The following is a 24,842-nucleotide window of genomic DNA, read 5'->3' as shown; positions in this document are numbered from 1 at the left end:
CAATAACAATAATAATCGGTAATAACAATAAGATGCGCTTAAGCACTATTAAATTAGCGGGCTTTAAATCGTTTGTAGAGCCCACTAAAATTCCATTTCCTGATCAAATGACGTGTGTTGTTGGCCCCAATGGCTGTGGCAAATCTAACGTTATTGATGCAGTACGATGGGTGCTAGGTGAAAGCTCTGCTAAAAATCTGCGTGGCGACGCCATGACCGACGTTATTTTTAATGGCTCAACTAATCGTAAAGCCATATCACAAGCCTCTGTAGAGCTTGTTTTTGATAACGATAAAGGAAGTCCTTCAAACACATTTGCCGATCGAAACCAAATTGCTATTAAGCGTTTAGTAACGCGCGACGGACAGTCACTGTATTTTTTAAATGGCAGTAAATGCCGTAAGCGCGATATTACCGATATATTTTTAGGCACCGGTCTTGGTCCACGTAGTTACGCAATTATTGAGCAAGGGATGATCTCGCGCTTAATAGAGAGTAAACCACAAGAGCTGCGCGTATTTTTAGAAGAAGCCGCTGGCGTTTCTAAATACAAAGAGCGTCGCCGCGAAACACAAACTCGTATTAAAAGCACTCGCGAAAATCTTGAACGCTTGTTAGATGTGCGTAAAGAACTACAAAGCCAGCTCGATAAATTGGCTGTGCAGTCGGTTGATGCAAAAAAATACCGCGAATTAAAAGCACAAGAACGCATGCTAAAAGGGCAAATTGCGGTTTTAAAATGGCAAAAGTTACATCAGCAGCAACTTGAAAAAAGTGCCCAAATTAAAAAACTTAATGATCAAATTTCGTTTTTTAAAACCGCTAACTCAGGGCATGACGATGTACTTGCAAGCCTAGAAGGGCAAGTACAAGCCCAGCAAGATAAACTAAGCGATGCCCAGCATCAACAACATGTAATACACACAGAGCTTACTCGCGCTGAGCAACAACAAATAAACGTAAAACAACAAACTCAAACGCTTAAGCAAAATTTAATTAAATTACAGCAACGCCAAACACATAGCCTTGAAGTTAAAGCGCAGCAGCAAATTGTGTGCGAGCAACTCAACGAAGCCCTGCAAGAGGCAAGTGAAAATGCCTTAATATGTGAAGAGCAAGTTAGTGGGTTAACGCATGAACTTGAGGAATTATTAGCACTTAAGCAGCGCCACCATACTCATTGGCAAGCTTTGTGTGAGCAACAGCAACAACTTAATAATAATGTGCAACTACATGGTAGTCACATTAAACAAACTCAGCAGCAAATTGATCATGTTAACGAGCAAATTGATCAGTTAACTGTTCAGCTTAGCGAGCTACAAAGTAGTGATGTAGAGCAGCAATTAACGCAGCAAAAACAGCAAACACAAACCTTAACTCAAGAACTTGCCGCTAAACAAACAGCACATACGAAGTGCACTGCTAAGCTTGAAATGCAAAATGAGCTTGTTAATAACTCACAAAAGCAATATTCGACGCTCACTCAAACAATAAACGAGTTAAAAGCCAGTATAACTGGGCTTAAAAGTACATTAGGGCTTGATGAAAAAAGTGAACGTACTAATGGTTTGTTTAATCAGCTAAGTGTTAAAGAAGGCTTTGAGCTTCTGATAGAGCAAGCACTTAAATCTTTAGAGCATTTAAATGTAAGTGAGCAGCAAGCTGATAACAGTGTGTGGCCAAATAGTGATAAAAGCATGCCAACAAATAGCTTAGCTACATATATAACAAGCGGTATTTATCCAGAGCATTTAGCACGTATTGCTTATAGTGAAAGCGGTGATTTAGCAATACTAAAAGATAGTTTTTATACAGCCGTTATGGATAAAAACGGTGCTCTATATGGTCGTAATTGGCATGTAAGTGCCGAATGTAATGCAGAAAACTCATTACTGTTAAAGCATAAGCAATTGCAAGATAAAGCTCAGCAATTAAATAATACCGAGGAAGAGTTACAACAAGTAACACACACTCGTGACGAACATACAGCTGAGCAAATAAAGTTAGTTAACGAGCAAAGCGAGCTAAAAGAAGCCATACATGAGCTTGCGCAAAATATAGCGGTAGCCAGTACGCGCAGCGACATGCTTGTGCAGCAAGTAGCACAATTTAAGTTACAACTAGAAAAGCTACAGCAACAAAAACAGCAATTAACCACTGCGATTTTGCAATTAAATAACGTGCTTGATGAGCAAACTGCGCAATTTGAAGTGTTAAATGAGCAGCAACTCAACTTAGCGGATGAAGTAGACGCTGCAAATAGCTTGCGCTCACAAAGTGATAAAAGTTATAGCGAAGCATTAAGCATGCTTGAGCAATATAAAACACAAGCACATAAGGCAACGCTATCAGAGCAAAAGGCACGCAGTGAATGGCAGTTAAGCCAAACCAAATTGAGCCATGCAGAGCAAGAGCACGTTAGTGCATCAGAAGGTGCGCAAGAACTACTTAGTGAAATAGAAGAGCTGCTGATACCAGAGCAAGAACTTAGCGATAAAATTACGCAGCTCTTAGCACAGCATCAAAAAGGTGAGCAGGCATTAGTATTGCTACAAAAAGAATTAGCTCAGGCCAAAGAAAGCTTAAACACTAAGCAAATAAGCCTTAAAAATTCACAAGGTGAGCTGGTGGGCTTGCAACAGCAGCACCAAAAGCTAACAATTGAAGAGCAAAGCTTACTGATAAAAGCACAAGCTGCGCTTGAACCATTAGAAGAATTAAAACAAAGCTTAAAAGCGATACTTGATGAATTACCAGATTCATTAAATTTGAGCGCAGCGCAAAATCAGTTAACCGGATTTACTAATCAGTTAGATAAATTAGGTGCAGTAAACTTAGCGGCAATAGAAGAGTTTGATTTAGCCAAAGCTCGTAGTGGTTATCTTGATAATCAATTAGATGATTTAACAAAAGCGTTAAATACCCTTGAAGGTGCTATTCGTAAAATTGATATTGAGACCAAAACACGCTTTAAAGCGACGTTCGATCAAGTTAACGAAGACTTTGCTGAGCTATTTCCTAAAGTTTTTGGTGGTGGCAGTGCGTATTTAGAATTAACCAGTGACGATTTACTCGAAAGTGGTGTTAGTATAATGGCACGACCACCGGGTAAGAAAAATTCAACAATTCACTTGTTAAGTGGTGGAGAAAAAGCGCTGACCGCATTATCATTAGTGTTTTCTATATTCAGGCTCAATCCAGCCCCATTTTGTATGCTGGACGAAGTAGATGCACCATTAGATGATGCTAATGTTGTTCGCTTTTGCCGTTTGGTTGAAGAAATGTCACAATCAGTACAGTTTATTTATATTAGCCATAATAAGATTGCGATGGAAATGGCGGGTAGATTAACAGGTGTAACTATGGCAGAACCTGGCGTATCGCGTATGGTTGCTGTAGATATAGAACAAGCAGTGCAACTTGCACATGTATAAATTTTTATAACAAGTATATTAGTTTCAATTAATATACAGGCTTTAGGCATATCAAATAAGAAAAGGTGAGGGGATGGCCGAACAATTAAGATGGGTTTTAATCATTATCAGTGTAGTTGTCATTGGTGGTTTATTAATACATGGATTGTGGTCTGTTAGAAAAAAAGACCGCCCAGAAGTGTTAAATAACGAACGGGTTGAACCATTGCAAGAAAGTGCACCAGCTTCATCTAAATCATTTCCTACAGAGGCAGAGCTAAAAGAGCCTGTGGTAGAAGAACGTGATGAACCACAATTCGGTGAGCTTAACTTTGATGAGAATGAGCCACAAATTGATACAAGCGTACCAGCAGTGCCCATTGAAGATGACCTAGAAGTAGTTGATGATCTAGATGCAAAAGAGCAAAATGATGAAAAATCATCTGCGCAAATGCCTGACTTTGTTATTGTGCATATTCAAATGCCAGAAGGGCTTAGCATGCAGGGCAGTAAATTATTACCAGCCGTTAACACGTTAGGATTTAAATATTCTGAGGAAGGCTTTTTTAATCGCCACTTAGATCCGGCAGGCCAAGGCCCTGTATTATTTAGATTAGTAAATATGTACAACCCAGGTACGTTTGATATTGATAATATGGAACAGTTTAGTACCGCAGGGGTTAGCTTATTTATGACATTGCCGTGCGACGGTGACGGCCTAGCTGCATTTAACATGTTGCACAGTGCAGCTAAAAAGTTAGCTGACGAGTTTGGTGCGCAAATTTTAGATGCAGAGCGAAATGAAATGACCGTAGAACGCGTCAGGCAGTATGTTGAGCAGGTCCGTTCTTTTTCAGCGTAAATAGCGCACATATTATATTTTTATAAGCCACTGGATGATTATTCATCAAAGTGGCTTTTTTTATGTTTATTGAGGTTTAAATGTCTAGCAGCATTAGTGAGCAAGTTAATCATCTTCGTACTACATTAGAGCAACACAATTATAACTATTATGTGCTTGATACCCCCAGTATTCCTGACTCTGAATACGATAGGTTATTACGCGAACTAAGCGCACTAGAAACCGAGCACCCTGAATTTTTAACCGCCGACTCCCCAACACAAAAAGTAGGCGGTGCAGCACTGAGTAAATTTGAGCAAGTAGCGCACCAAGTACCCATGCTTTCACTTGATAACGCTTTTAGTGAAGAAGAGTTCACTGCGTTTAATCGCCGTATAAAAGAGCGTTTAATGAGTACCGATGAGCTTACTTTTTGTTGTGAGCCAAAACTTGATGGTTTAGCTGTATCAATTATTTATCGTGATGGTGTACTTGTACAAGCGGCTACGCGAGGTGATGGTTTTACCGGTGAAAACATTACTCAGAATGTAAAAACAATTCGTAATGTACCACTTAAGTTACGTGGCGATTACCCAAAAGAGCTTGAAGTGCGCGGCGAAGTATTTATGAACAGCGCCGGCTTTGACAAACTAAATTCGGAAGCGCAAAAACGTGGAGACAAAGTATTCGTTAATCCGCGTAACGCAGCGGCAGGTAGCTTACGCCAACTCGACTCTAAAATTACCGCTAAACGCCCATTGATGTTTTATGCTTACAGTACTGGACTTGTTGCTGATGGCAGCATTCCAGAGGATCACTATCAGCAACTAGAAAAGCTGACTGACTGGGGGTTGCCACTGTGCCCAGAAACAAAATTAGTTGAAGGTCCTAAAGCCGCGCTTGAGTACTACAGCGATATTTTAACGCGCCGTAGCGAGCTTAAATATGAAATTGATGGCGTAGTAATCAAAATAAACCAAAAGGCCTTACAAGAGCGTTTAGGCTTTGTAGCACGTGCTCCTCGTTGGGCTATTGCTTATAAGTTTCCGGCGCAAGAAGAAATAACTCAATTACTTGATGTTGATTTTCAAGTAGGGCGCACAGGGGCAATTACGCCAGTTGCGCGTTTAGAGCCTGTTTTTGTCGGTGGTGTAACCGTATCAAATGCAACACTTCATAATAGCGATGAAATTGCACGTTTAGGTGTAAAAGTAGGCGACACGGTTATTATTCGTCGCGCAGGAGATGTAATCCCGCAAATAACACAAGTTGTACTTGAACGCCGTCCTGATGATGCTAAAGATATTGAATTTCCAGTGACTTGTCCGATTTGTGATTCGCATATTGAAAAAGTGGAAGGTGAAGCTGTAGCCCGTTGTACTGGCGGGCTTGTGTGTCCTGCACAACGCAAACAAGCGATAAAACACTTTGCTTCACGAAAAGCGCTAGACATAGATGGCCTTGGCGATAAGATTGTTGATCAACTTGTAGATAGAGAGCTTATAAAAACGCCCGCTGATTTATTCGTTTTAAAACAAGGGCATTTTGAATCACTTGAACGTATGGGACCTAAGTCAGCTAAAAACTTAGTAACAGCACTTGATGAAGCTAAAGGCACTACGCTCGCTAAGTTTTTATACTCACTAGGTATTCGTGAAGCGGGGGAAGCGACAGCACAAAATTTAGCTAATCACTTTTTAACCCTTGAAAATGTAATTAATGCCAGCATTGATAGTTTAACGCAGGTAAGTGATGTCGGTGAAATAGTTGCAGCGCATGTTCGCGGTTTTTTTGCTGAGGAGCATAATTTAGCGGTAGTAAACGCATTAATAGAACAAGGCGTAAATTGGTCAGCGTTAAGTGCGCCTTCTGAGGAAGAGCAACCACTCGCAGGACTTACATATGTACTTACCGGCACGCTAAATACGCTTAATCGTAATGACGCAAAAGCACGCTTACAGCAACTAGGTGCTAAAGTATCTGGTAGCGTATCAGCGAAAACTGATGCCTTAGTCGCAGGTGAAAAAGCGGGTTCAAAACTGACTAAAGCCCAAGATTTAGGTATAGAGATACTCACGGAAGATGAATTAATTGAACTGCTTCAAAAGCATAATGGTTAGGACGTAACAATGAGCCGATACGGTCCAGAATACTGGGATAAGTACGGAAGTTACCGGACTCCTATTGCATTTAATTTAAGTGTGCTTGTGTTATTACGTGGCTATTTTATTTGGGTGATTGCGGCTTTAAGTCGCAGGCCTGAACTTGATTTGATGTCGTTATTTTTTAAAAATAAAAATGATTTTTTTATTGCAATAGAAATTGGAAGTATCGCAATAATACCGACTATTTTATTTTGTTTACGCAGACCACGAGATTCACACAGTGCGAGCGATAAGTTAGCAAAAATATGGCGACATATGCGCTGGCCCCTTATTGTATGTGCTGTTGTTGATTTAACATGGTTAAGTATTCAAGCCGCGCATAGCCATTATCGATTTTCATCATTTTTAGCAGTACAAATGATGATTGTTTTATGGGTATTGTGGTATTTGGTGAAAAGCCGTTATTTAACCGTTTTTTTTAATGATTGGCCTGAGCCGACAGAAAAAGCATCAGAAGAAAAAAAGCGACTTAAAAGGGATTAGTTGTGGACGCTGTAAATAAAAAAATAGCGATAGCTATATCGTTAATAGGGTTAGTGCTTATTATTTTAATGATTAGCACTGAGCTTTTAGAATTTATGTGGTTTAAAGCGTTATTTGGTTTATGGGTATTTGTTTTTTGCTCAAGCGTTTATAGGCTAACGCCCTTATTTAAATCAAGAAATAGGCTAGGGGATTTTATTCAGCGAGATGCCCAACATTTACTACTTTTTAGTTTGATGGGATTTTTTGATAAAAAGCATGGTTCAGATTGGTTAGTTATTGAGAGTATTGAACGCATAACGACAAAGGATGATGAGCTAATAATTTACAGTAATAACGAGCGCCAAATGAGTGTTAGTTTACCTGTAAAAAAAGCAGAGCTAGATAGTTTTATTAAACGAATACTTACCGACTCAGAGAAACAAAATATTACCTTTAGCTAGGAAAATCACCTTAAAACTGAACAAGTTTTAGTTTTAAACGGTCAACACTCTTTAGCTGATCTTTAGTGTATTCAATAACGTAATAACTAACCGTACTTTTTATAATTTTATTAAGTACGGTTAATTAACTATTCAATGAGGTTATCATGTTGAAGTGGAATGATGTTATTAACTTTGCCACCAACGGCAATCCTACTCCAAGTAAAAAAGTAGTCAAAACGGACGAGCAGTGGCGGATGCAACTATCAGAAGATGAGTATTACATAACACGTAAAAAGGGAACCGAACGTCCAAGTAGTTCTGGTAGTTGCACATTATTGGAACCTGGTAAGTATGTGTGTATTTGCTGCGATAATTTATTGTTTGATGCAGATGAAAAGTTCGATAGTGGCACTGGTTGGCCGTCATTTACACAACCGGCGACAATTGAAGCAATTGGCTACGTAAGTGATACAAGTCATGGTATGGAGCGCATAGAGGTGGTTTGCAACGTGTGTGATTCACATTTAGGCCATATTTTCCCTGATGGTCCATTACCGACCGGTCTACGCTATTGCGTTAATGCGGCATCAATGAAAAAGCTTTAACTTCCAATATCTAAATTCATTTCTTTTGCTATGTGCAAAATTTTATCTAATCGCTGCGTCTGATCTGCTGGTAATTGAGTTTTAGTAAGTAAGGCGTAGCATTTTTTAGCAAGTTCATGGTTAAATGAGCCATTGTGTTGCTTAGTGGAATCAAATAAACACTGCAATAAATTAAGCGCAATACTCTGATTACGAGGCATAACCCTAAATGCTTGCGTAAAAGCTTCAAGTGCAGTGTTTAACTGTCCTCTATTAAATTGAGTAACAGCATGGTTGTTGAGCTCCTTTGGCCCCATTTTAATATCGCGTCGCTCACTTTGCTGTTGCTGGATATAACGTAAGTAAGTTGTGTCGCTAACACTTGGATGGCGTTCACAGTGCTCAATAATTTGAGTGAAGAGAGTTTGCGCTTTTTGATGAAAGCCCAGCTCATGGAACGCTTTCGCTTTATCAAGTGCACCATCGACAGAGCGAATATGTGTATCATCATCTTCGAGTTGCTCAATGAGTTTTTTCGCTTTTTTATGCTCATCTTTTAAATAATGAAGCCGTGCGTTAAGCACATCAATTTGAGCTTGATTGGCATTGTTAGGAAACTGCTTTTTTAAATCGCTTATATATTGATTAGTTTGTCTAGATATTCTCTGTATTTGATCTGTTTGATCTGTTGTTAATGCAAAGTCGATACCGGCACGTGCAGCATTTAAATACACATCGGGGTGGTCATGTATAGAGTGCTTTGCAAAACTTGCAATGTCTTTTTGAGTTAAGTAGCTTTTTTCGTAGTCGTGATTAATTAATGACACATTACTTAGTGATTTTTGGCGTGAAATATTTCGCGGTGCAATGTCGGCTGCTTGGCTTAAAAAACTTTGCGCTAGTTCAAACTGATTAAGTTTTATTTCTAAACGGCCGAGTAAATCAAGCGCAACTAATCGAGTTTCTTGTCGTTCAAGCATCGTTTTTAGCATACGCTGAGCTAAAATATGTTCATTATTTGCTATAAGTGCTTCTACTAAACCTACTTTTGCCCAAGCAAATTTTTGTATATCGAGAACAGATTTAAAAAAGTCTTTTGCATTTTCGCTGCGATTTAAACGAAGAAGAGCATCACCTTTTAAACGCAGTAAGATAGGGCTATAACTATTGTTTTTTTTATTTAGAACGGTGTCGATGTATTTAATTGCTTTTGAATCGTTACCATCATCAATTAGAGTATAAACCGTTTGCAAATCGTGTTTGCGTCTTAAAATACGCTCAATACGTACTTGTAGTTCCTGAACGGTAAAAGGTTTCACTAAAAAATCATCAGGTTGTAACTCAAGAACACTATGAACTAGCGAGCCATTTGTTTCAGCAGATATAAAAATGAAGCCTGTAGAGCTTTTTATGAGGTGCTTAACACGTAACTCTTCGTAAAGTTGGTAGCCGTCTTGTTGTTTGCTTAAATTAAATGAACAAACGATCAAATCAAATTCTTCACTTAAACACTGCTCTTTTGCTGAGTTTGCATGATCAGCGAAGTGCAATTGCTGAAAGCCAAGCCTTTCTAACGATTGTTTCATATAGCTTTGAGCAAGTGGTTGCTCCTCGACTATAAGTATTTTTGCTTTTGAATAAATCTTAGTTGGCATTGGCTTAACAGTTATTATGTTTAGTACTGACTATAATCAACACTTTAGCTGCTTACAAGAAAATTCAAATGATAGCAGTATTTATTAGGTATTTAACTTTTCCTAATACGTTTTTGCTAACTATAAAAGCAAGGATCTAAATAACATAATTAAATGATGAGTGTTTTGATATGAAAATTTATATTTTTAAAGAAACTATCGAATGGGATTTATGTGTGATGGTTGATTACTTGGCTTGATACCTGTGACCCTCGCCATTATTTGTAAAGGGTGGCGATGCTCTTTTTCTTACGGCTAAGTTAATTACATACGACTTATATATTGAGTTTTTATGAAGTTATTAAATGTATTTAATATGGGAGGAAAGAGTTATTACTAGAGAAGTTATTATTAAAGGAGTTATCTAATGGTACTTATATGTGGTGGGTGATACTGGACTTGAACCAGTGACCCTCGCCTTGTAAGGGCGATGCTCTCCCAACTGAGCTAATCACCCACATATAATAGGTATGCCTGTTATTTAATTCTTTATTATTAATTAACCGCTTGATGTAATTTGGTGGGTGATACTGGACTTGAACCAGTGACCCTCGCCTTGTAAGGGCGATGCTCTCCCAACTGAGCTAATCACCCAAATTACATTTTAATATGCACCATTCTAGGAATGGTGGGTCGTACTGGACTTGAACCAGTGACCCTCGCCTTGTAAGGGCGATGCTCTCCCAACTGAGCTAACGACCCATATTAAATTTTAAAACGCGACTATTAACATAATAATAGGTTTATATGTGGTGGGTGATACTGGACTTGAACCAGTGACCCTCGCCTTGTAAGGGCGATGCTCTCCCAACTGAGCTAATCACCCACATATAAATTAAAACGCTACTATTAAAATAAATAGTACTGGACTTTAACCAGTGAACCTCGCCGTTACTTGTAAATAGCGGTTATGCTCTCTTTTTTCTAACTGAGCTAACGACCTGTAATATGCACCACTTAAAAAATGGTGGGTCGTACTGGACTTGAACCAGTGACCCTCGCCTTGTAAGGGCGATGCTCTCCCAACTGAGCTAACGACCCATATTACATGCTACTACCTAGATAGTACTGGACTTTAACCAGTGAACTTCGCCATCTTTTATAAAGGCGGTGATGCTCTCTTTTCTTGTAACTGAGCTAACGACCCATATTACATGCTACTACCTAGATAGTACTGGACTTTAACCAGTGAACTTCGCCATCTTTTATAAAGGCGGTGATGCTCTCTTTTCTTGTAACTGAGCTAGCGACCCATATTACAATTTTAAAACGCGACTATTATATAATAACAGGTTTTATATGTGGTGGGTGATACTGGACTTGAACCAGTGACCCTCGCCTTGTAAGGGCGATGCTCTCCCAACTGAGCTAATCACCCACATGTAAATTAAAACGCTACTATTAAAATAAATAGCACTGGACTTTAACCAGTGAACTTCGCCGTGGCTTGTAGGTAACGGTGATGCTCTTTTTCTAACTGAGCTAACGACTCATATAGAATTTAGATGTGAACACTTTAATTAAAAAGTGGTGGGTGATACTGGACTTGAACCAGTGACCCTCGCCTTGTAAGGGCGATGCTCTCCCAACTGAGCTAATCACCCACATCTAAACAACATTGCATTGCTGCGTTGTTGTGGGGCGCTATTATAGATAGAGTTGAAAATGTGTCAACACTTGAATGATAAAAATGTACTGAACGAAGGTTTTATAAACAACAGGATACGATTGAAGTCTATTTTATCATCAAATTTAAGGTTGCAGTTCAATTAAACACCTAAAAGTGAGCAGGGAATTGTAGTTCTATTAATCTTAAATTTAGTTTTACGATACTCATTGTTTTTTATTTGAGTCGTTTTTATGACTATGAACAAGATGAATTAGCATTAGGGCAAGTTATTTAGGGAGTAGAGCTAGCTTTTAAAAATGAATTTAATTTAAACTTCCCAAAACAAATGATATTTACAGCATCCTAAAATCTATTTTTATTTTTGTACTTGCTTTATTTTTATAAGCCAACCTAGCCAATTCGTAAATATCCATTCTTCACTACTAGCTCTTCGGGTTAAAACTAAATAGATCACATATAACTAGTGCGTGTTGACCTTTGTGGATTGAACCCAAAGGGCAGCGCATGTTTGGACTTTATGCGGCGTTATCGCCTATTCATGGGTAATAACCAAACTACATAGGCTCTGCCTTGCCTAAAAACCTAACATACTGCTGCAAATTCACCCATCAAAGATCAACACGCCCTGAAGTTTTGTACATAGAATTACGAAACTGCAATGCTCTTTAAAAAATGTTCTTCAAACAATAATCAAGTTTTTCCAGTACGAGCTACACTGGCTATTAAGCGAGTGAAAGCTGCTGTACTCTCAAATCCACATTTAAGCTTTGGTAATTATAAGCAATTGTAACTTTTAAAAGATTAATGCGATTAGTCAGGCCTTAATGGGTAGTTTTTAGATAAGTTCAATTTGCATATAAATGTATACCTTTACTTAGATGCAGCTTTGTTGCATTAATTAGGAAGAGTAGGGTGTTATTGAGTATTAGCTGCAATATAGTGATGTTATTATAAGCAGTAGAGCGATAATTTTATTCAGATCGTATTTTTTAGCACGCTTGATAGCCAGTTTGTTGAAAATTAAACCATTTAAATAAAGCTAGGTAAAAAACTGTTGACTTTATTTTGGGTGGTGCATAGAATGCGCCCCGCACTAAGCAATACACGATGTGTTCATCACGACGGGTATTGATTAAGTTGGGGCCATAGCTCAGCTGGGAGAGCGCTTCGCTGGCAGTGAAGAGGTCTGCGGTTCGATCCCGCATGGCTCCACCAAAAATTAGTGTTTTGTCCTAGGGTAGCAGTTTTCTGTGTCCCCATCGTCTAGAGGCCTAGGACACCGCCCTTTCACGGCGGTAACAGGGGTTCGAATCCCCTTGGGGACGCCACTTAACTTTTGTTAGTTAAAGGCGGTTTTACCGAGAAAATAGCGTCACAATTAAAGCTCGAGTCTTTACTTGTATTAAACGCAATTACCTTAAAGCTCATGATGTGAGTTAAACTTATCAAATGTCCTAGTGACACATTTATGTGTCCCCATCGTCTAGAGGCCTAGGACACCGCCCTTTCACGGCGGTAACAGGGGTTCGAATCCCCTTGGGGACGCCACTTACTTATTTTTAATAGGAAAGTGTAGTGTTATTAAGAAAGCTCGCCTGAAACGAGTTTAAAAATTCAGTTGTCCTAGTGACACATTTATGTGTCCCCATCGTCTAGAGGCCTAGGACACCGCCCTTTCACGGCGGTAACAGGGGTTCGAATCCCCTTGGGGACGCCACTTACTTATTTTTAATAGGAAAGTGTAGTGTTATTAAGAAAGCTCGCCTGAAACGAGTTTAAAAATTCAGTTGTCCTAGTGACACATTTATGTGTCCCCATCGTCTAGAGGCCTAGGACACCGCCCTTTCACGGCGGTAACAGGGGTTCGAATCCCCTTGGGGACGCCACTTACTTATTTTTAATAGGGAAGTGTAGTGTTATTAAGAAAACTCGCCTGAAACGAGTTAAACTATTCAGTTGTCCTAGTGACACATTTATGTGTCCCCATCGTCTAGAGGCCTAGGACACCGCCCTTTCACGGCGGTAACAGGGGTTCGAATCCCCTTGGGGACGCCACTTACTTATTTTTAATAGGAAAGTGTAGTGTTATTAAGAAAGCTCGCCTGAAACGAGTTTAAAAATTCAGTTGTCCTAGTGACTCATTTATGTGTCCCCATCGTCTAGAGGCCTAGGACACCGCCCTTTCACGGCGGTAACAGGGGTTCGAATCCCCTTGGGGACGCCACTTACTTATTTTTAATAGGAAAGTGTAGTGTTATTAAGAAAGCTCGCCTGAAACGAGTTTAAAAATTCAGTTGTCCTAGTGACACATTTATGTGTCCCCATCGTCTAGAGGCCTAGGACACCGCCCTTTCACGGCGGTAACAGGGGTTCGAATCCCCTTGGGGACGCCACTTACTTATTTAATAGGGAAGTGAAGTGTTATTAGTATTGAGAAATCCAAAAATCCAAAAATCCAAAAATCCAAAAATCCAAAAATCCAAAAATCCAAAAATCCAAAAATCCAAAAATCCAAAAATCCAAAAATCCAAAAATCCAAAAATCCAAAAATCCAAAAATCCAAAAATCCAAAAATCCAAAAATCCAAAAATCCAAAAATCCAAAAATCCAAAAATCCAAAAATCCAAAAATCCAAAAATCCAAAAATCCAAAAATCCAAAAATCCAAAAATCCAAAAATCCAAAAATCCAAAAATCCAAAAATCCAAAAATCTAAAAATCCAAAAATATTCAGTACTTATAAAGATTCAATTTGGTAGCATAAATTTAAACATCCAACTTTATTAGGAGGATTTATGGCAAGTGGATGGGCACGAGACGGTGCAATTCAAGATCAAATTGATGCAAGTGTTAACGACGCCGTGCAGTTTGCAAGAAGCAATTTAATATCTGGCGCAAGTGCAGAGCTATGTGATGAGTGTGATGAGAAAATCCCACAAGCGCGAAGGCTCGCGTTGCCTGGAGTGCGTTATTGTGTTGCATGCCAAGCTGCAATAGAAGGTAATGATACTAGCGCTAAATCGTTTAATAGACGTGGCAGTAAAGATAGTCAGCTGAGCTAAAAAGGTGCTGAAAAGCACCTTTTATTTAATACCAATCTAAATAAGTATTTGAAAATTTATAAAATTAAATCCCTCCATAGTTATACCAACCAGCATAAATCTTTGATCAATTTAACGAATTAAATTGCACTATAACGTCGTTAAAAATTTTTTATTTAGAACAACTAGATACAAAAATTTTTGCCTAGTTCTAGCGTAATTTTCTTAACGTTAAATAGACCCCATATATAAGCAGATTGGCATTAAGCAAATTGTTATAACTTGAATTAGCTGGTAGGTAATTTAAGATTCACTCATATTTTTTCTGAATTAACTCAATTGCATAGCCATCAGGGTCTTTTACAAAAGCAATTTCAGTAGTACCACCTTTTACAGGCCCAGGTTCACGGCTTACATTGCCACCGGCAGCTTTAATATCAGTACATGCTTTGTAAATATCATCAAACTCAATAGCAATATGGCCATATCCATTACCAAGGTCGTAGCTATCTTCGTCCCAGTTATAAGTTAGTTCTAACACTGTGTTATCTACTTCATCGCCATATCCAACAAAAGCAAGCGTGTATCTGTATTCACTGTTATGAGCTATAGTCGTTTCTGGTGTATGAGAAAAAGTCATTGCGATGTAATCTGTTAATTGATCTTGACCGGATCAACAATTAACCAGAGAGACATCGCAATGACTGAAAATGATAATGTTATTTCCATTGAAAAACCAGACAATCCGTTAGAGCAGTTGCTTAAAAGCGGGGCGCAGCAGTTGTTAGCTCAAGCGATTGAGGCTGAGTTGGCTGTTTTATTGGCTCAATACCAGCATGAGACCGTCGAGGGACTTCAGCGGATCGTCAAAAATGGTCACCAGCCTGAGCGTACGATCCAAACAGGCCTTGGTGATATTGAGGTCAAAATACCTAAAGTCAGGGATCGAAAAAAGGAAGGCATTAAATTCAATAGTGCCTTGATCCCGCCTTATCTGAAACGGACAAAAAATATCGAAGAGCTGATCCCATGGCTCTATTTACGAGGAATTTCGACGGGTGATATGCAGCCCGCTTTAGTGTCTCTTTTAGGCGAGCAAGCCAAAGGTTTGTCGGCCAATAGTGTCTCTCGGTTGAAATCCACCTGGGAAACGGAGTATCAGCAGTGGTCTAAACGTTCCTTGGCTAAACGTCGATATGTGTATATCTGGGCCGATGGGATTTACAGTAAAATTCGAATGGATGATAAGCTGTGCTTACTGGTAATTATGGGGGTAGATGAAACGGGCAGAAAGGAGCTATTGGCGGTGGTTGACGGGGTTCGTGAGTCTGAGCAGAGCTGGACTGAAGTGTTAAATCAACTGCGCTCACAGGGTCTAACAATACCACCAAAATTGGCCATAGGGGATGGTGCGCTGGGGTTTTGGAATGCCCTCACCAAAGTATGGCCAACAACCCAACATCAACGTTGCTGGGTGCATAAAATCGCGAATGTGCTAAACAAAGTGCCGAAATCAATGCAACCTAAAATCAAAGCGAATTTACAAGATATCTGGATGGCAGAGAGTCGAGCTTCTGCTTATAAAGCGTATGATTTATTTGTTAAAAATTACTCAGTCAAATACCCAAAAGCGACGGATTGCTTGATGAAGGATAAAGATGAAATGCTGGCATTTTATGATTATCCTGCTGAGCATTGGATGCACATAAGAACGAGTAATCCGATAGAGTCAACGTTTGCGACGGTAAGGCTGAGAACGCATAAAGTGAAGAGTTGTGGCAGCCGGACAACCACCTTAATGATGGTTTTTAAACTCGCGCAGTCGGCAGAGAAAAAATGGTACCGCTTGCGAGGATTTAAGCTACTGGCTGAAGTAATTACAGGGGTAAAATTTAAAGACGGCGAAAGAATAACTCAAGATCAAACAGAGCATCAAGATGAGCTCATACACCAGATTTGACAATAACTCCACTGTTTATCGGCTCTGCGTAATTCCTTCATACCTAGTATTTCAGTATAAAAAGCAATTGATTTATTCAAATCGGCTACACGCAGCATAGTATGTAATAAGCGCATTTTTACTACCTTAGTTTCATTTATTAAGCTGTTATTTACTGCACAGTGTATGAGCTTTATGCGCTTTTGCAATAGATGAAGGCAAGCTAGACAAATAAAATCGGTTGAGCTAATCCTGTTACAACATTTATTGATTTACTTTATTTTTGTCTAATATAACAAGTTTAACAGTGAAAGTTTGATTATTGGTCAACCTGTGAATGGTTATGAAAACATTTAAATATTCATTGGAAATTATTGCTTGAAATATGGTTTTTATTAACCAAGTTGTTGTTATTAAGTAACTTAGTTGTTTTTGGTTTAATGCATTGTAAATTGACATGTTTTACAAAGTTAACTTATTGGTTGACAAAATTACTGTATGGTAATAAAGTTTTTGCATACCAATTGGTAACCTCTGTTTTGAGGGGGTTAAATATGTTGGTAAATTATCAGAGTAATACTTAGGCGTAGTTAATATATAACCAGTAATGTTTCAGCCAAATAAGACAACTTATTTATAGGTAGAGTTATTTTATATAGCAAAATTGCAGAACATAGATGGTTTATTTCATTAGCTTACTAAGGGTTACTCTACTGAATTAAAATAAAGACAGAGCGTACCTATTTTATGGGGTAAATCATTACTCATACTCATAAAAGTTTGCGCCATCATATCTAGGAGTTATTCATGTCAAAACCTGTTATTGGTTTCATTGGTCTAGGCCTTATGGGCGGCAATATGGCCGAAAATTTACAAAACAAAGGCTATGAGCTAATTGTTATGGACCTTAGTAAAGATGCGGTTGCAGCATGTGTTGCTCGAGGTGCAAAAACAGCAAGCACTGCAAAAGAGCTAGCTGAAGGTTCTGATATTGTTATGTTTTGTCTTACAACGTCTGCCGTTGTAGAAAAAATTGTTTACGCAGAAGACGGTATCCTAGCGGGCATTAAAGAAGGTGCAGTATTAGTTGATTTTGGTACTTCTATCCCATCATCTACGAAAAAAATTGGTGCTGATTTAGCAGCTAAAGGCGCAGGCATGATCGACGCGCCACTAGGTCGTACACCAGCACATGCTAAAGACGGTCTTTTAAACATTATGGCTGCAGGTGATATTGATACATTCAATAAAGTTAAACCAGTACTGGAAGATCAAGGTGAAAACGTTTTCCATCTTGGCGAGCTAGGTGCAGGTCATACAACTAAGCTAATCAACAACTTTATGGGCATGACGACAGTTTGTGCTATGTCACAAGCATTTGCAGTGGCAGAGCTTGCTGGTGTTGACCGTCAACAACTTTTCGACATCATGTCAACTGGTCCATCTAACTCACCGTTTATGCAATTTTGTAAAAACTATGCAGTTGATAATGTTAGCGACCTTGGTTTCTCGATTGCTAATGCAAACAAAGATTTAGGCTACTTCCTACAAATGGTAGAAGACCTAGGTACTGAATCAAAAATCGCTGAAGGTTCATCAGCTAACCTACAAGCAGCGTTTGACGCTGGTATGGGTCAAGGTAACGTTCCTGAAATTTTTGATTACTTCAAAAAGTTAGAAAAGTAATACTTCTCGACCTTATTGAGCGCTTTAAGTTTTTAACTTAAGGCGCTTTAACACACATGACACCAATTGACTAAAGTCTTTGTGCAATGTCAGCTTTTTTAAATTCTGATGAAGCATTACTTTCAGTCACAACGAAAAAGAGTTAACTATGCGTTTGATTAATACAATAAAGCTTAGGGCGTGTTGATCTTTTCGGTATAAAAAACAAACAGCATAAGGATAAGGTATAATTGAATTCGCTAAAAAACATTACACGAACCCTCATGCCAAGATTAATGTTAACAGACGCGACATGGAATGTCTTATCAAAAGTAATGCACTTAAGTGGTCGAATTTATAATAAGCCTGAGCATAGAAAAACGCTCGAAGGCATACTCTATAGGATGCGTACCGGTATTCCTTGGCGAGATTTACCGTCTTATTTCGGCTCGTGGAGTGCTATTTATAGACGATTTAATTTATGGTCCAAAAAAGATATTTTGAATGAATTATTTCGAGTGTTATCCCACTATGCTGATATGGATTGGATCTTTATTGATGGCAGTATTGTCAGGGCTCACCAGCATAGTTGCGGTGCAAGAACCGCTGACAATGAATCAATCGGTAAGAGTCGAGGTGGTAATTCGACTAAAATTCATCTTGCAGTAGATAGCGGAGGATTGCCTGTTTATTATGAATTATCCTGTGGAAATACGCATGATATCGTCCATGCAGAGTCATTTGTAGCCAATTGCCCAACGAGTAATGTTGTTGTCGCAGATAAAGGCTACGATAGTGAAAAACTAAGAGAGTTTATTCGTGACAATAGCGCTACACCCGTTATTCCACGCAAGGATAACAGTTTAGTGGGTAATGAAGATATTGACTGGTGCATGTACAAATATAGGCACTTAGTTGAGAATGCCTTTGGTCGGATCAAACAATATAGAGGGATAGCCACACGGTATGAAAAGCTTGAGCGGAATTATCATTCCATGCTCGCTTTAGCATTCACTATGATGTGGCTACCAATATGGGCTGATTAATATATATACTACAAAGATCAACAGCCCCTAGTCTAGTTCTCATCGGTTGCATATCCACACAAATAGCGGCCAAAGATTATTTTATAGAAAGTAAACAAGCTTTTAATGATATCGCAGCCAATCTAGTTGCTGGCGACAAAGTAGTACTTAAAAATGGTACTTGGTCTGACTTCGAAATCCTACTTGAAGGCCAAGGTACAAAAAACTCTCCTATTATATTAACCGCTGAAACTAACGGAAAAGTAATTCTATCAGGTCAATCTAACCTAAGACTTGCAGGTAAATACCTTGAAGCCTCAGGTTTAGTATTTAAAGACGGCTACACACCGAGCTCAGCTGTAATAGAATTTCGTAAAAATAAAAATGAATTAGCCTACAATTCACGAGTTACTCAAACAGTAATCGATAATTACAGTAATCCAGACAAACGAGAGTCTGATTATTGGGTTGCCTTATATGGACAGCATAACCGCTTTGATCATAGTCATTTAGTTGGTAAACGAAATAAAGGTGTGACAGTTGCTGTTCGTTTAAACACTAAAGCAAGCCAGGAAAACTATCACCGCATAGACAACAACTATTTTGGCTACCGTCCTACTTTTGGTTCGAACGGTGGTGAAACCCTGCGTATTGGCACCAGCCACTACTCACTAACTGATTCGCATACATTGGTTGAAAATAATTACTTTGAACGTACCAATGGTGAAGTGGAAATTGTTTCGGTTAAATCAGGCAAAAACATCCTTCGTAATAACGTATTTTATGAAGCGCGCGGTACGTTAACGCTGCGCCATGGTAATGGTAATCTTATAGAAGAAAATATTTTTATTGGTAATGGTGTTGATCATACAGGTGGTATCCGCGTTATCAATAAAGATCAAATTGTAAGAAATAACTACCTACAAGGCCTAACAGGCTATCGTTTTGGCAGTGGTTTTACTGTGATGAACGGCGTACCAAATTCATCTATTAATCGTTATCACCAAGTAGAAAATGCGACGATTGAAAACAACACATTTATAAATGTGCGTCATATTCAACTTGCTGCAGGTAGCGATGCTGAGCGTAGCGCAACCCCTAAAAATAGCGTAATGAAAAACAACTTAATCATAAATCAAGATGGTGAACAGCCATTTACAACATTCGACGATGTAAGCGGGCTGGTACTAGGTAACAACATTGCAGATACAAAAGTGCTTTCTGAGCTAACGTACGGCGTGAAAAAAGAAAAAATCACGCTTGAAAAAGCAAGTAATGGTCTACTTTACCCAACATCTAAAAGTTTAAATGTAGGTGCAAAGCGCGATTTAAAAGTACTTAAAAAAGAAGATACAGGTGTTAGCTGGTATGCAAAAGTACCTGCTTTAGTTGATTTTGATTCTGGTAAGACACATTTTGTTAAAGCTGATGTAAGTGCATTACTAGACGCTATTGATAATGCAGAATCGGGCGATGTTTTAGAACTAGCGCCTGGCCAGTATGATGTTTCTAAACTGGTTAAAATTGATAAAACGTTAACAATTAAAGCGAAGCAGAACGCAAAGTCTAAACTTACTTTTCAACGCTCTACCTTGTTTGAAATACATGATGGCGGCAGCTTAAAACTAGATGGTTTATCAATTTCAGGTGAAAACGCGCCAGATGCAATAGGTAACAGCATTGTTCGTACGCAAAAATGGGGTATGGTTGATAATTACCGCTTTGTAATGACCAACTCACAGTTAAATGCTTTAGATATTAATCATTCATTCCATTTCTTTATCACTGGTAAAGGTGCAATGGCTGACGAAATTATTGTTACAGGTAATACCTTTAATGCAGTAACTGGCGATATTTTACGTTTAAATACTGAAATTGAAGACTTAGGTGTTTATAACGCGGAATACGTTATTGTCAATAATAATACATTTAATGATGTAAAAGGCGGCATAGTTAAGCTTTACCGTGGTGGTTCTGATGAAAGTACATTTGGCCCCCATTTTGAAATGACAAATAACACGCTTAATAACGTCGGCCTTGGTAAGCGTAACAAAGAGCAAGCGAGCATTTATGTTCACGGTGTTCAGGTTACTAATATCAAAGATAATAAATTTGTTAAATCTGCTCCTATTGTTGTAGAGCACACAGTAGGCGAGCCTAAAACTGAAATCTTAGACAATACATTTGATGCAACTAAAGCACCAAGTGTTAAAGAGTTAAGAGTTAAAGGCCCACATACAGCAGTATTAAAAAATAACAACATTTTAAATAAGACAGGGTAAATACTATGTACTTATTAAAATGCCAAACAGGTTTTAAAATAGCGGCTGTAGCAGCACTTACATTACTTACATCATTGGGTGCGCATGCAGCGCACCCAAACTTAGTAATTACTACTGATGACGTAAGTCATATGCGCCAAGCAATAGGCAGCGAAGGTAAATTTTCTACTGCGTTTGAGCTATTAAAAGCGCAAGTAGACGAACAAATAGCTCAACCAATTGCGGTACCTGTACCAAAAGATGGTGGTGGTGGTTATACACATGAACGCCACAAAAAAAATTATCAGCTTATGTATAACGCGGGCATTATTTATCAATTAAGCCAAGATGATAAATACGCAAACTATGTACGTGATATGTTGCTTGAGTATGCAAAATTATACCCAACGCTTGGTCTGCATCCAAAACGTAAAATGGACTCGCAAAATCCAGGTAAGTTTTTTTGGCAAAGCCTAAATGAAGCAATGTGGCTTGTGTACACAATACAAGCTTATGATCTAATTCATGACTCGTTAAATGCCGATAACATTAAAACAATCGAGAATGACTTACTCCGTCCTGTTTCGTTGTTCACATCTGTAGGCCAACCCTCTACATTTAATAAAGTACATAACCATGGAACATGGGCAACAGCGGGTGTTGGCATGGCAGGGTATGTATTAGGCGAACCTGAGTGGGTAGAAAAATCATTATACGATTTAGAAAAGTCGGGTAAAGGTTAATGCCGATCAGTTAAGAAATATTTGACGATCCATTGACCGATCTTCTGGTTAGTTTATAAAGGCTTCTGAATTTATTCAGGAGCCTTTTATTTTGCAACTCACTACCGCACTTTCTCTTGCCAATAGCTACGCACCCAATTCAGAAGGCTTAGGTCAACTGAGTGATTTTTTATGTCCTGACTTTATCAAACAATGCGCTGAAACCGCTGGTGTCGCGACGATAAGGAAAAGAAGGCTTCCTGTTGAGATGGCCGTTTGGACAGTCATTTGTATGTCGTTTTATCGTGAAGACCCACTGTGGAGTATTGTCAGTAAATTAGGGCTCGCTTTACCAGGTAAAAAAGAACTCGTTGCACCCAGTGCGGTTGTACAGGCTAGGCAGCGGCTTGGGGCTGATGCCGTTAAACAGGTTTTTGAGAAAAGTCAGCAAATGTGGAATGCTGATGCGAACCATCCCACATGGTGCGGGCTATCACTACTGGGTGTTGATGGTGTTATTTGGCGCACACCGGATACTGCTGAAAATCAACATGCATTCTCCGTGTGGAAAAATCAGCATGGTGACACGGCTTTCCCTCAGGTTCGCATGGTGTGTTTGATGGAGTTAACTAGCCATTTATTAATGGGGAGCGCCTTTGATAGTTGTCGTACTAGTGAAATGGTGTTGGCTGAAGACTTAATCGAGGCAACACCCGATAACTCACTGACGTTATTTGATAGAGGCTTCTATTCTCTAGGCTTACTCAATCGTTGGCATCATGCTGGGGAAAATAGGCATTGGCTTCAACCGATGAGAAAAGGCACGCAATATGAAATTGTTCGCTCTTTAGGTCGTCAAGACAAACTTATCAAGCTAAAAGCAACAGCACAAGCGAGAAAAAAGTTCGACGATTTACCACAGAGCATTGAAGTCAGGCTAGTCACAAAAACGGTTAAGGGGAAAGAGGTGAATATACTCACTTCACTGACTGATCCAATGCGTTTCCCTAAGGCTGACATTGTTGACCTCTATAGTGAACGGTGGGAAATTGAACTTGGTTATCGAGAAATGAAACAAACGTTACTGAATAGTCACTTCACGCTACGCAGCAAGAAACCTGAGATGATAGCGCAAGAATTATGGGGCGTAATGTTGAGCTATAACTTGCTCCGATATCAGATGGTGAAAATGGCGCAGAAAAAGTCTGGAATATATGCAAAACACCTGAGTTTTACGACGTGCGCTATTAGTATTATTAACCTTATTCATACAATGTTTATAGAAAATGCAGGACGGATACCTAAATCAATAGAGCAATTACAAGCTCAAGTTGAACATCACATATTACCGATAAAACAGGAGCGGGCGTATCCGAGATGTGTGAAACCAAAACCCAGTAAATACCCCAATAAAAAACGCCAGTCAGCTGTTAACTGACTGGCATTAGGGTAAAGGTGGCTTTATTAAGCAGCTAGAGATGCTGTTTTCACCACAAGGTTACTATAACGAAGGTCCTTACTATCAACGCTTTGCACTATTACCCTTTGTAACGTTTGCTAAAGCGATTGAAAACAACGAACCACAACGAAAAATATTTGAATATCGCGATGGCATATTATTAAAAGCGATTGATACGACGATTCAACTTAGCTACAACGGTTTGTTTTTCCCAATTAACGATGCAATAAAAAGTAAAGGCATCGATACCATTGAGTTAGTTAATGGTGTAACGGCAGCATATGGCTTAACCAACGATGCGGGTTATTTAGATATTGCTAAACAACAAGACCAAATAATTCTCTCTGGTGATGGACTAAAAGTAGCTCAAGCACTTGATAACAACATGGCAAAACCTTATTCGTTTAAATCTGTTGCCTTCGGCGATGGTAATGACGGTAAACAAGGTGCTCTAGTTGTAATGAGAACGCAGGTAGGTGGCGATCAAGCACTGCTGTTTAAACCTGCTGCACAAGGCTTAGGTCACGGTCATTTTGATAAACTAACATGGCAATTTTACGACCACGGTAATGAAATTGTATCTGATTATGGCGCAGCACGTTTTTTAAATGTAGAAGCTAAATACGGCGGTCGTTATTTACCTGAAAACGAAACTTACGCTAAACACACTGTTGCGCACAATACGGTAGTGGTTGACGAAACAACGCATTTTAATGCAAATGTTGAAGTAGGAAATAGTAATTACCCTACACTTAACTTTTTCGAAACAAATGAATACGGCACGATTTCAAGCGGCGAAATAAGCACAGCTTATAACGGCGTTGATCTTGAGCGTACGCTTGCACTTATTAACTTACCTGAACTACAAAGCACGGTTGCACTTGATATATTTGATGTTGCTGCAAATAAAGCGCATCAACTTGACCTGCCTTTGCATTATAAAGGTCAGCTTATAGATACCAGCTTTGAGTTAAAAGCAAATGCAACACAGCTGTCTGCGCTAGGTACTAAAAATGGCTACCAACATTTATGGCTTAAAGCTCAAGCGCAACCTCAAAGTGGTTTAGCTAAAGTAACGTGGCTAAACGAAAATGCTCGCTTTTATACGCAAACGAGTTTGGTTAAAGGTGATGAGTCTTTCTTGTTTACTCAAATAGGCGTAAACGACCCTTATTTTAACTTACGCAACGAAAACGGTTTTATTCGTCGTATTGAGGGTCAAAAGCAACATAAGTTTATATCTGTATTAGAGCCACATGGTGAGTACAACCCAAGTAAAGAATATACCCTAGAAGCTGTTAGTCGAGTTACAAAGCTTGAATATAGTCAGCAGGGCGATTTAACACTTGTTGAACTTGATATTAAAGGCAACTCATATTTAGTGGCAATTAATAAAGCACCAACATCAGCTAAAAACACATTCAATTATCAAAATAAAGAGTTCACTTTAAATGGCCGATTAGGCGTTTATATGATGAACAATAATCAGGAGTAAA

General features: G+C 39.0%; 15 protein-coding genes, 15 tRNA genes and 3 pseudogenes. 23 read left to right on the top strand and 10 right to left on the bottom strand.

The window, feature by feature from the left end; translation table 11 throughout:
- The first annotated feature begins 32 nt into the window (after nt 1-32).
- From AC0VZ4_RS13350 to msrB, 6 genes are all read left to right on the top strand, one after another.
- Nucleotides 33-3,434: a chromosome segregation SMC family protein gene (locus tag AC0VZ4_RS13350; RefSeq protein ID WP_475439894.1), complete on the top strand. Its 3,402-nt coding sequence runs from the start codon at nt 33-35 to the stop codon at nt 3,432-3,434.
- A 73-nt stretch (nt 3,435-3,507) separates the two neighbouring features.
- Nucleotides 3,508-4,275, top strand: a complete 768-nt coding sequence (gene zipA, locus AC0VZ4_RS13345) for a cell division protein ZipA (protein WP_475439893.1) — start codon at nt 3,508-3,510, stop codon at nt 4,273-4,275.
- An 80-nt stretch (nt 4,276-4,355) separates the two neighbouring features.
- A complete protein-coding gene (ligA, locus tag AC0VZ4_RS13340; RefSeq protein WP_475439892.1) occupies nt 4,356-6,374 on the top strand; it encodes an NAD-dependent DNA ligase LigA in 2,019 nt (672 codons plus the stop codon).
- Between the two features lie 9 nt (nt 6,375-6,383).
- Nucleotides 6,384-6,902, top strand: coding sequence for a DUF2919 domain-containing protein (locus AC0VZ4_RS13335; RefSeq protein ID WP_475439891.1), 519 nt, complete (start codon nt 6,384-6,386; stop codon nt 6,900-6,902).
- Nucleotides 6,903-6,904: 2 nt separating this feature from the next.
- Nucleotides 6,905-7,345, top strand: coding sequence for a hypothetical protein (locus AC0VZ4_RS13330; RefSeq protein WP_475439890.1), 441 nt, complete (start codon nt 6,905-6,907; stop codon nt 7,343-7,345).
- Between the two features lie 146 nt (nt 7,346-7,491).
- The gene (gene msrB, locus AC0VZ4_RS13325; protein WP_007378087.1) at nt 7,492-7,932 is read left to right on the top strand and encodes a peptide-methionine (R)-S-oxide reductase MsrB; all 441 of its coding nucleotides are present in this window, start codon (nt 7,492-7,494) and stop codon (nt 7,930-7,932) included.
- On the opposite strand, the gene AC0VZ4_RS13320 is transcribed toward msrB, so the two are convergent.
- From AC0VZ4_RS13320 to AC0VZ4_RS13285, 8 genes are all read right to left on the bottom strand, one after another.
- The gene (locus AC0VZ4_RS13320; protein ID WP_475439889.1) at nt 7,929-9,566 is read right to left on the bottom strand and encodes a response regulator; all 1,638 of its coding nucleotides are present in this window, start codon (nt 9,564-9,566) and stop codon (nt 7,929-7,931) included. The two genes, msrB and AC0VZ4_RS13320, sit on opposite strands and share 4 nt — an antisense overlap.
- A 420-nt stretch (nt 9,567-9,986) precedes the next feature.
- A tRNA-Val gene (locus AC0VZ4_RS13315) sits at nt 9,987-10,062 on the bottom strand.
- A 61-nt stretch (nt 10,063-10,123) separates the two neighbouring features.
- A tRNA-Val gene (locus tag AC0VZ4_RS13310) sits at nt 10,124-10,199 on the bottom strand.
- A 32-nt stretch (nt 10,200-10,231) separates the two neighbouring features.
- Nucleotides 10,232-10,307: transfer RNA gene (locus AC0VZ4_RS13305), tRNA-Val, on the bottom strand.
- Nucleotides 10,308-10,355: 48 nt separating this feature from the next.
- A tRNA-Val gene (locus AC0VZ4_RS13300) sits at nt 10,356-10,431 on the bottom strand.
- Nucleotides 10,432-10,570: 139 nt separating this feature from the next.
- Nucleotides 10,571-10,646, bottom strand: a tRNA-Val gene (locus tag AC0VZ4_RS13295).
- A gap of 261 nt (nt 10,647-10,907) precedes the next feature.
- Nucleotides 10,908-10,983, bottom strand: a tRNA-Val gene (locus tag AC0VZ4_RS13290).
- A gap of 150 nt (nt 10,984-11,133) precedes the next feature.
- Nucleotides 11,134-11,209 (bottom strand) — tRNA-Val (locus AC0VZ4_RS13285).
- Nucleotides 11,210-12,374: 1,165 nt separating this feature from the next.
- Here AC0VZ4_RS13285 and AC0VZ4_RS13280 point away from each other — a divergent pair.
- From AC0VZ4_RS13280 to AC0VZ4_RS13235, 10 genes are all read left to right on the top strand, one after another.
- Nucleotides 12,375-12,450: transfer RNA gene (locus AC0VZ4_RS13280), tRNA-Ala, on the top strand.
- A 37-nt stretch (nt 12,451-12,487) separates the two neighbouring features.
- Nucleotides 12,488-12,563, top strand: a tRNA-Glu gene (locus AC0VZ4_RS13275).
- A gap of 144 nt (nt 12,564-12,707) precedes the next feature.
- A tRNA-Glu gene (locus tag AC0VZ4_RS13270) sits at nt 12,708-12,783 on the top strand.
- A gap of 93 nt (nt 12,784-12,876) precedes the next feature.
- Nucleotides 12,877-12,952 (top strand) — tRNA-Glu (locus AC0VZ4_RS13265).
- A 93-nt stretch (nt 12,953-13,045) separates the two neighbouring features.
- Nucleotides 13,046-13,121 (top strand) — tRNA-Glu (locus AC0VZ4_RS13260).
- Between the two features lie 93 nt (nt 13,122-13,214).
- Nucleotides 13,215-13,290, top strand: a tRNA-Glu gene (locus AC0VZ4_RS13255).
- Between the two features lie 93 nt (nt 13,291-13,383).
- Nucleotides 13,384-13,459: transfer RNA gene (locus tag AC0VZ4_RS13250), tRNA-Glu, on the top strand.
- Between the two features lie 93 nt (nt 13,460-13,552).
- Nucleotides 13,553-13,628, top strand: a tRNA-Glu gene (locus tag AC0VZ4_RS13245).
- Nucleotides 13,629-13,653: 25 nt separating this feature from the next.
- Nucleotides 13,654-13,950, top strand: a complete 297-nt coding sequence (locus tag AC0VZ4_RS13240) for a hypothetical protein (protein ID WP_475439888.1) — start codon at nt 13,654-13,656, stop codon at nt 13,948-13,950.
- A gap of 79 nt (nt 13,951-14,029) precedes the next feature.
- Nucleotides 14,030-14,296: a DksA/TraR family C4-type zinc finger protein gene (locus AC0VZ4_RS13235; RefSeq protein WP_475439887.1), complete on the top strand. Its 267-nt coding sequence runs from the start codon at nt 14,030-14,032 to the stop codon at nt 14,294-14,296.
- Nucleotides 14,297-14,585: 289 nt separating this feature from the next.
- Here AC0VZ4_RS13235 and AC0VZ4_RS13230 read toward each other — a convergent pair whose 3' ends face one another.
- Nucleotides 14,586-14,915 (bottom strand): VOC family protein, encoded by a 330-nt coding sequence (locus tag AC0VZ4_RS13230; RefSeq protein ID WP_475439886.1) that lies wholly within the window; start codon nt 14,913-14,915, stop codon nt 14,586-14,588.
- Nucleotides 14,916-14,975: 60 nt separating this feature from the next.
- On the opposite strand from AC0VZ4_RS13230, the gene AC0VZ4_RS13225 reads away from it, so the two are divergent.
- The gene (locus AC0VZ4_RS13225) at nt 14,976-16,235 is read left to right on the top strand and encodes an IS256 family transposase (RefSeq protein WP_475439694.1); all 1,260 of its coding nucleotides are present in this window, start codon (nt 14,976-14,978) and stop codon (nt 16,233-16,235) included.
- 17 nt (nt 16,236-16,252) lie between these two features.
- On the opposite strand, the pseudogene AC0VZ4_RS13220 reads toward AC0VZ4_RS13225, so the two are convergent.
- A pseudogene (locus tag AC0VZ4_RS13220) lies at nt 16,253-16,351 on the bottom strand (VOC family protein); the annotation flags it as partial.
- A gap of 670 nt (nt 16,352-17,021) precedes the next feature.
- On the opposite strand from AC0VZ4_RS13220, the gene AC0VZ4_RS13215 reads away from it, so the two are divergent.
- From AC0VZ4_RS13215 to AC0VZ4_RS13190, 6 genes and pseudogenes are all read left to right on the top strand, one after another.
- On the top strand, nt 17,022-17,900 hold the full coding sequence (locus AC0VZ4_RS13215) for an NAD(P)-dependent oxidoreductase (RefSeq protein ID WP_002962960.1): 879 nt from the start codon (nt 17,022-17,024) through the stop codon (nt 17,898-17,900).
- 263 nt (nt 17,901-18,163) lie between these two features.
- Nucleotides 18,164-18,925 (top strand): IS5 family transposase, encoded by a 762-nt coding sequence (locus tag AC0VZ4_RS13210; RefSeq protein WP_475439746.1) that lies wholly within the window; start codon nt 18,164-18,166, stop codon nt 18,923-18,925.
- 5 nt (nt 18,926-18,930) lie between these two features.
- Nucleotides 18,931-21,186, top strand: coding sequence for a chondroitinase-B domain-containing protein (locus tag AC0VZ4_RS13205; protein ID WP_475441659.1), 2,256 nt, complete (start codon nt 18,931-18,933; stop codon nt 21,184-21,186).
- A gap of 5 nt (nt 21,187-21,191) precedes the next feature.
- Nucleotides 21,192-21,905: pseudogene (locus AC0VZ4_RS13200) on the top strand (alginate lyase family protein); the annotation flags it as partial.
- Nucleotides 21,906-21,999: 94 nt separating this feature from the next.
- Entirely contained in the window at nt 22,000-23,325 is a 1,326-nt protein-coding gene (locus AC0VZ4_RS13195) for an IS4 family transposase (protein WP_475439885.1), read from the top strand.
- A gap of 10 nt (nt 23,326-23,335) precedes the next feature.
- Nucleotides 23,336-24,841, top strand: a pseudogene (locus AC0VZ4_RS13190) (heparinase II/III domain-containing protein); the annotation flags it as partial.
- Between the last annotated feature and the right edge of the window lies 1 nt (nt 24,842).

This window comes from Pseudoalteromonas sp. QJM3NY_22 (assembly GCF_056173065.1).
Note: the sequence above shows the minus strand (reverse complement) of the source record. Positions and strands in the feature narration are given on the sequence as shown.

Bases quoted from the DNA above. Each gene is read 5' to 3' on its own strand.
- zipA (WP_475439893.1), top strand. From the start codon at position 3,508: ATGGCCGAACAATTAAGATGGGTTTTAATCATTATCAGTGTAGTTGTC.
- AC0VZ4_RS13210 (WP_475439746.1), top strand. From the start codon at position 18,164: ATGCCAAGATTAATGTTAACAGACGCGACATGGAATGTCTTATCAAAA.
- AC0VZ4_RS13350 (WP_475439894.1), top strand. From the start codon at position 33: ATGCGCTTAAGCACTATTAAATTAGCGGGCTTTAAATCGTTTGTAGAG.
- AC0VZ4_RS13215 (WP_002962960.1), top strand. From the start codon at position 17,022: ATGTCAAAACCTGTTATTGGTTTCATTGGTCTAGGCCTTATGGGCGGC.
- AC0VZ4_RS13320 (WP_475439889.1), bottom strand. From the start codon at position 9,566: ATGCCAACTAAGATTTATTCAAAAGCAAAAATACTTATAGTCGAGGAG.
- ligA (WP_475439892.1), top strand. From the start codon at position 4,356: ATGTCTAGCAGCATTAGTGAGCAAGTTAATCATCTTCGTACTACATTA.
- AC0VZ4_RS13230 (WP_475439886.1), bottom strand. From the start codon at position 14,915: ATGACTTTTTCTCATACACCAGAAACGACTATAGCTCATAACAGTGAA.
- AC0VZ4_RS13335 (WP_475439891.1), top strand. From the start codon at position 6,384: ATGAGCCGATACGGTCCAGAATACTGGGATAAGTACGGAAGTTACCGG.
- msrB (WP_007378087.1), top strand. From the start codon at position 7,492: ATGTTGAAGTGGAATGATGTTATTAACTTTGCCACCAACGGCAATCCT.
- AC0VZ4_RS13235 (WP_475439887.1), top strand. From the start codon at position 14,030: ATGGCAAGTGGATGGGCACGAGACGGTGCAATTCAAGATCAAATTGAT.
- AC0VZ4_RS13225 (WP_475439694.1), top strand. From the start codon at position 14,976: ATGACTGAAAATGATAATGTTATTTCCATTGAAAAACCAGACAATCCG.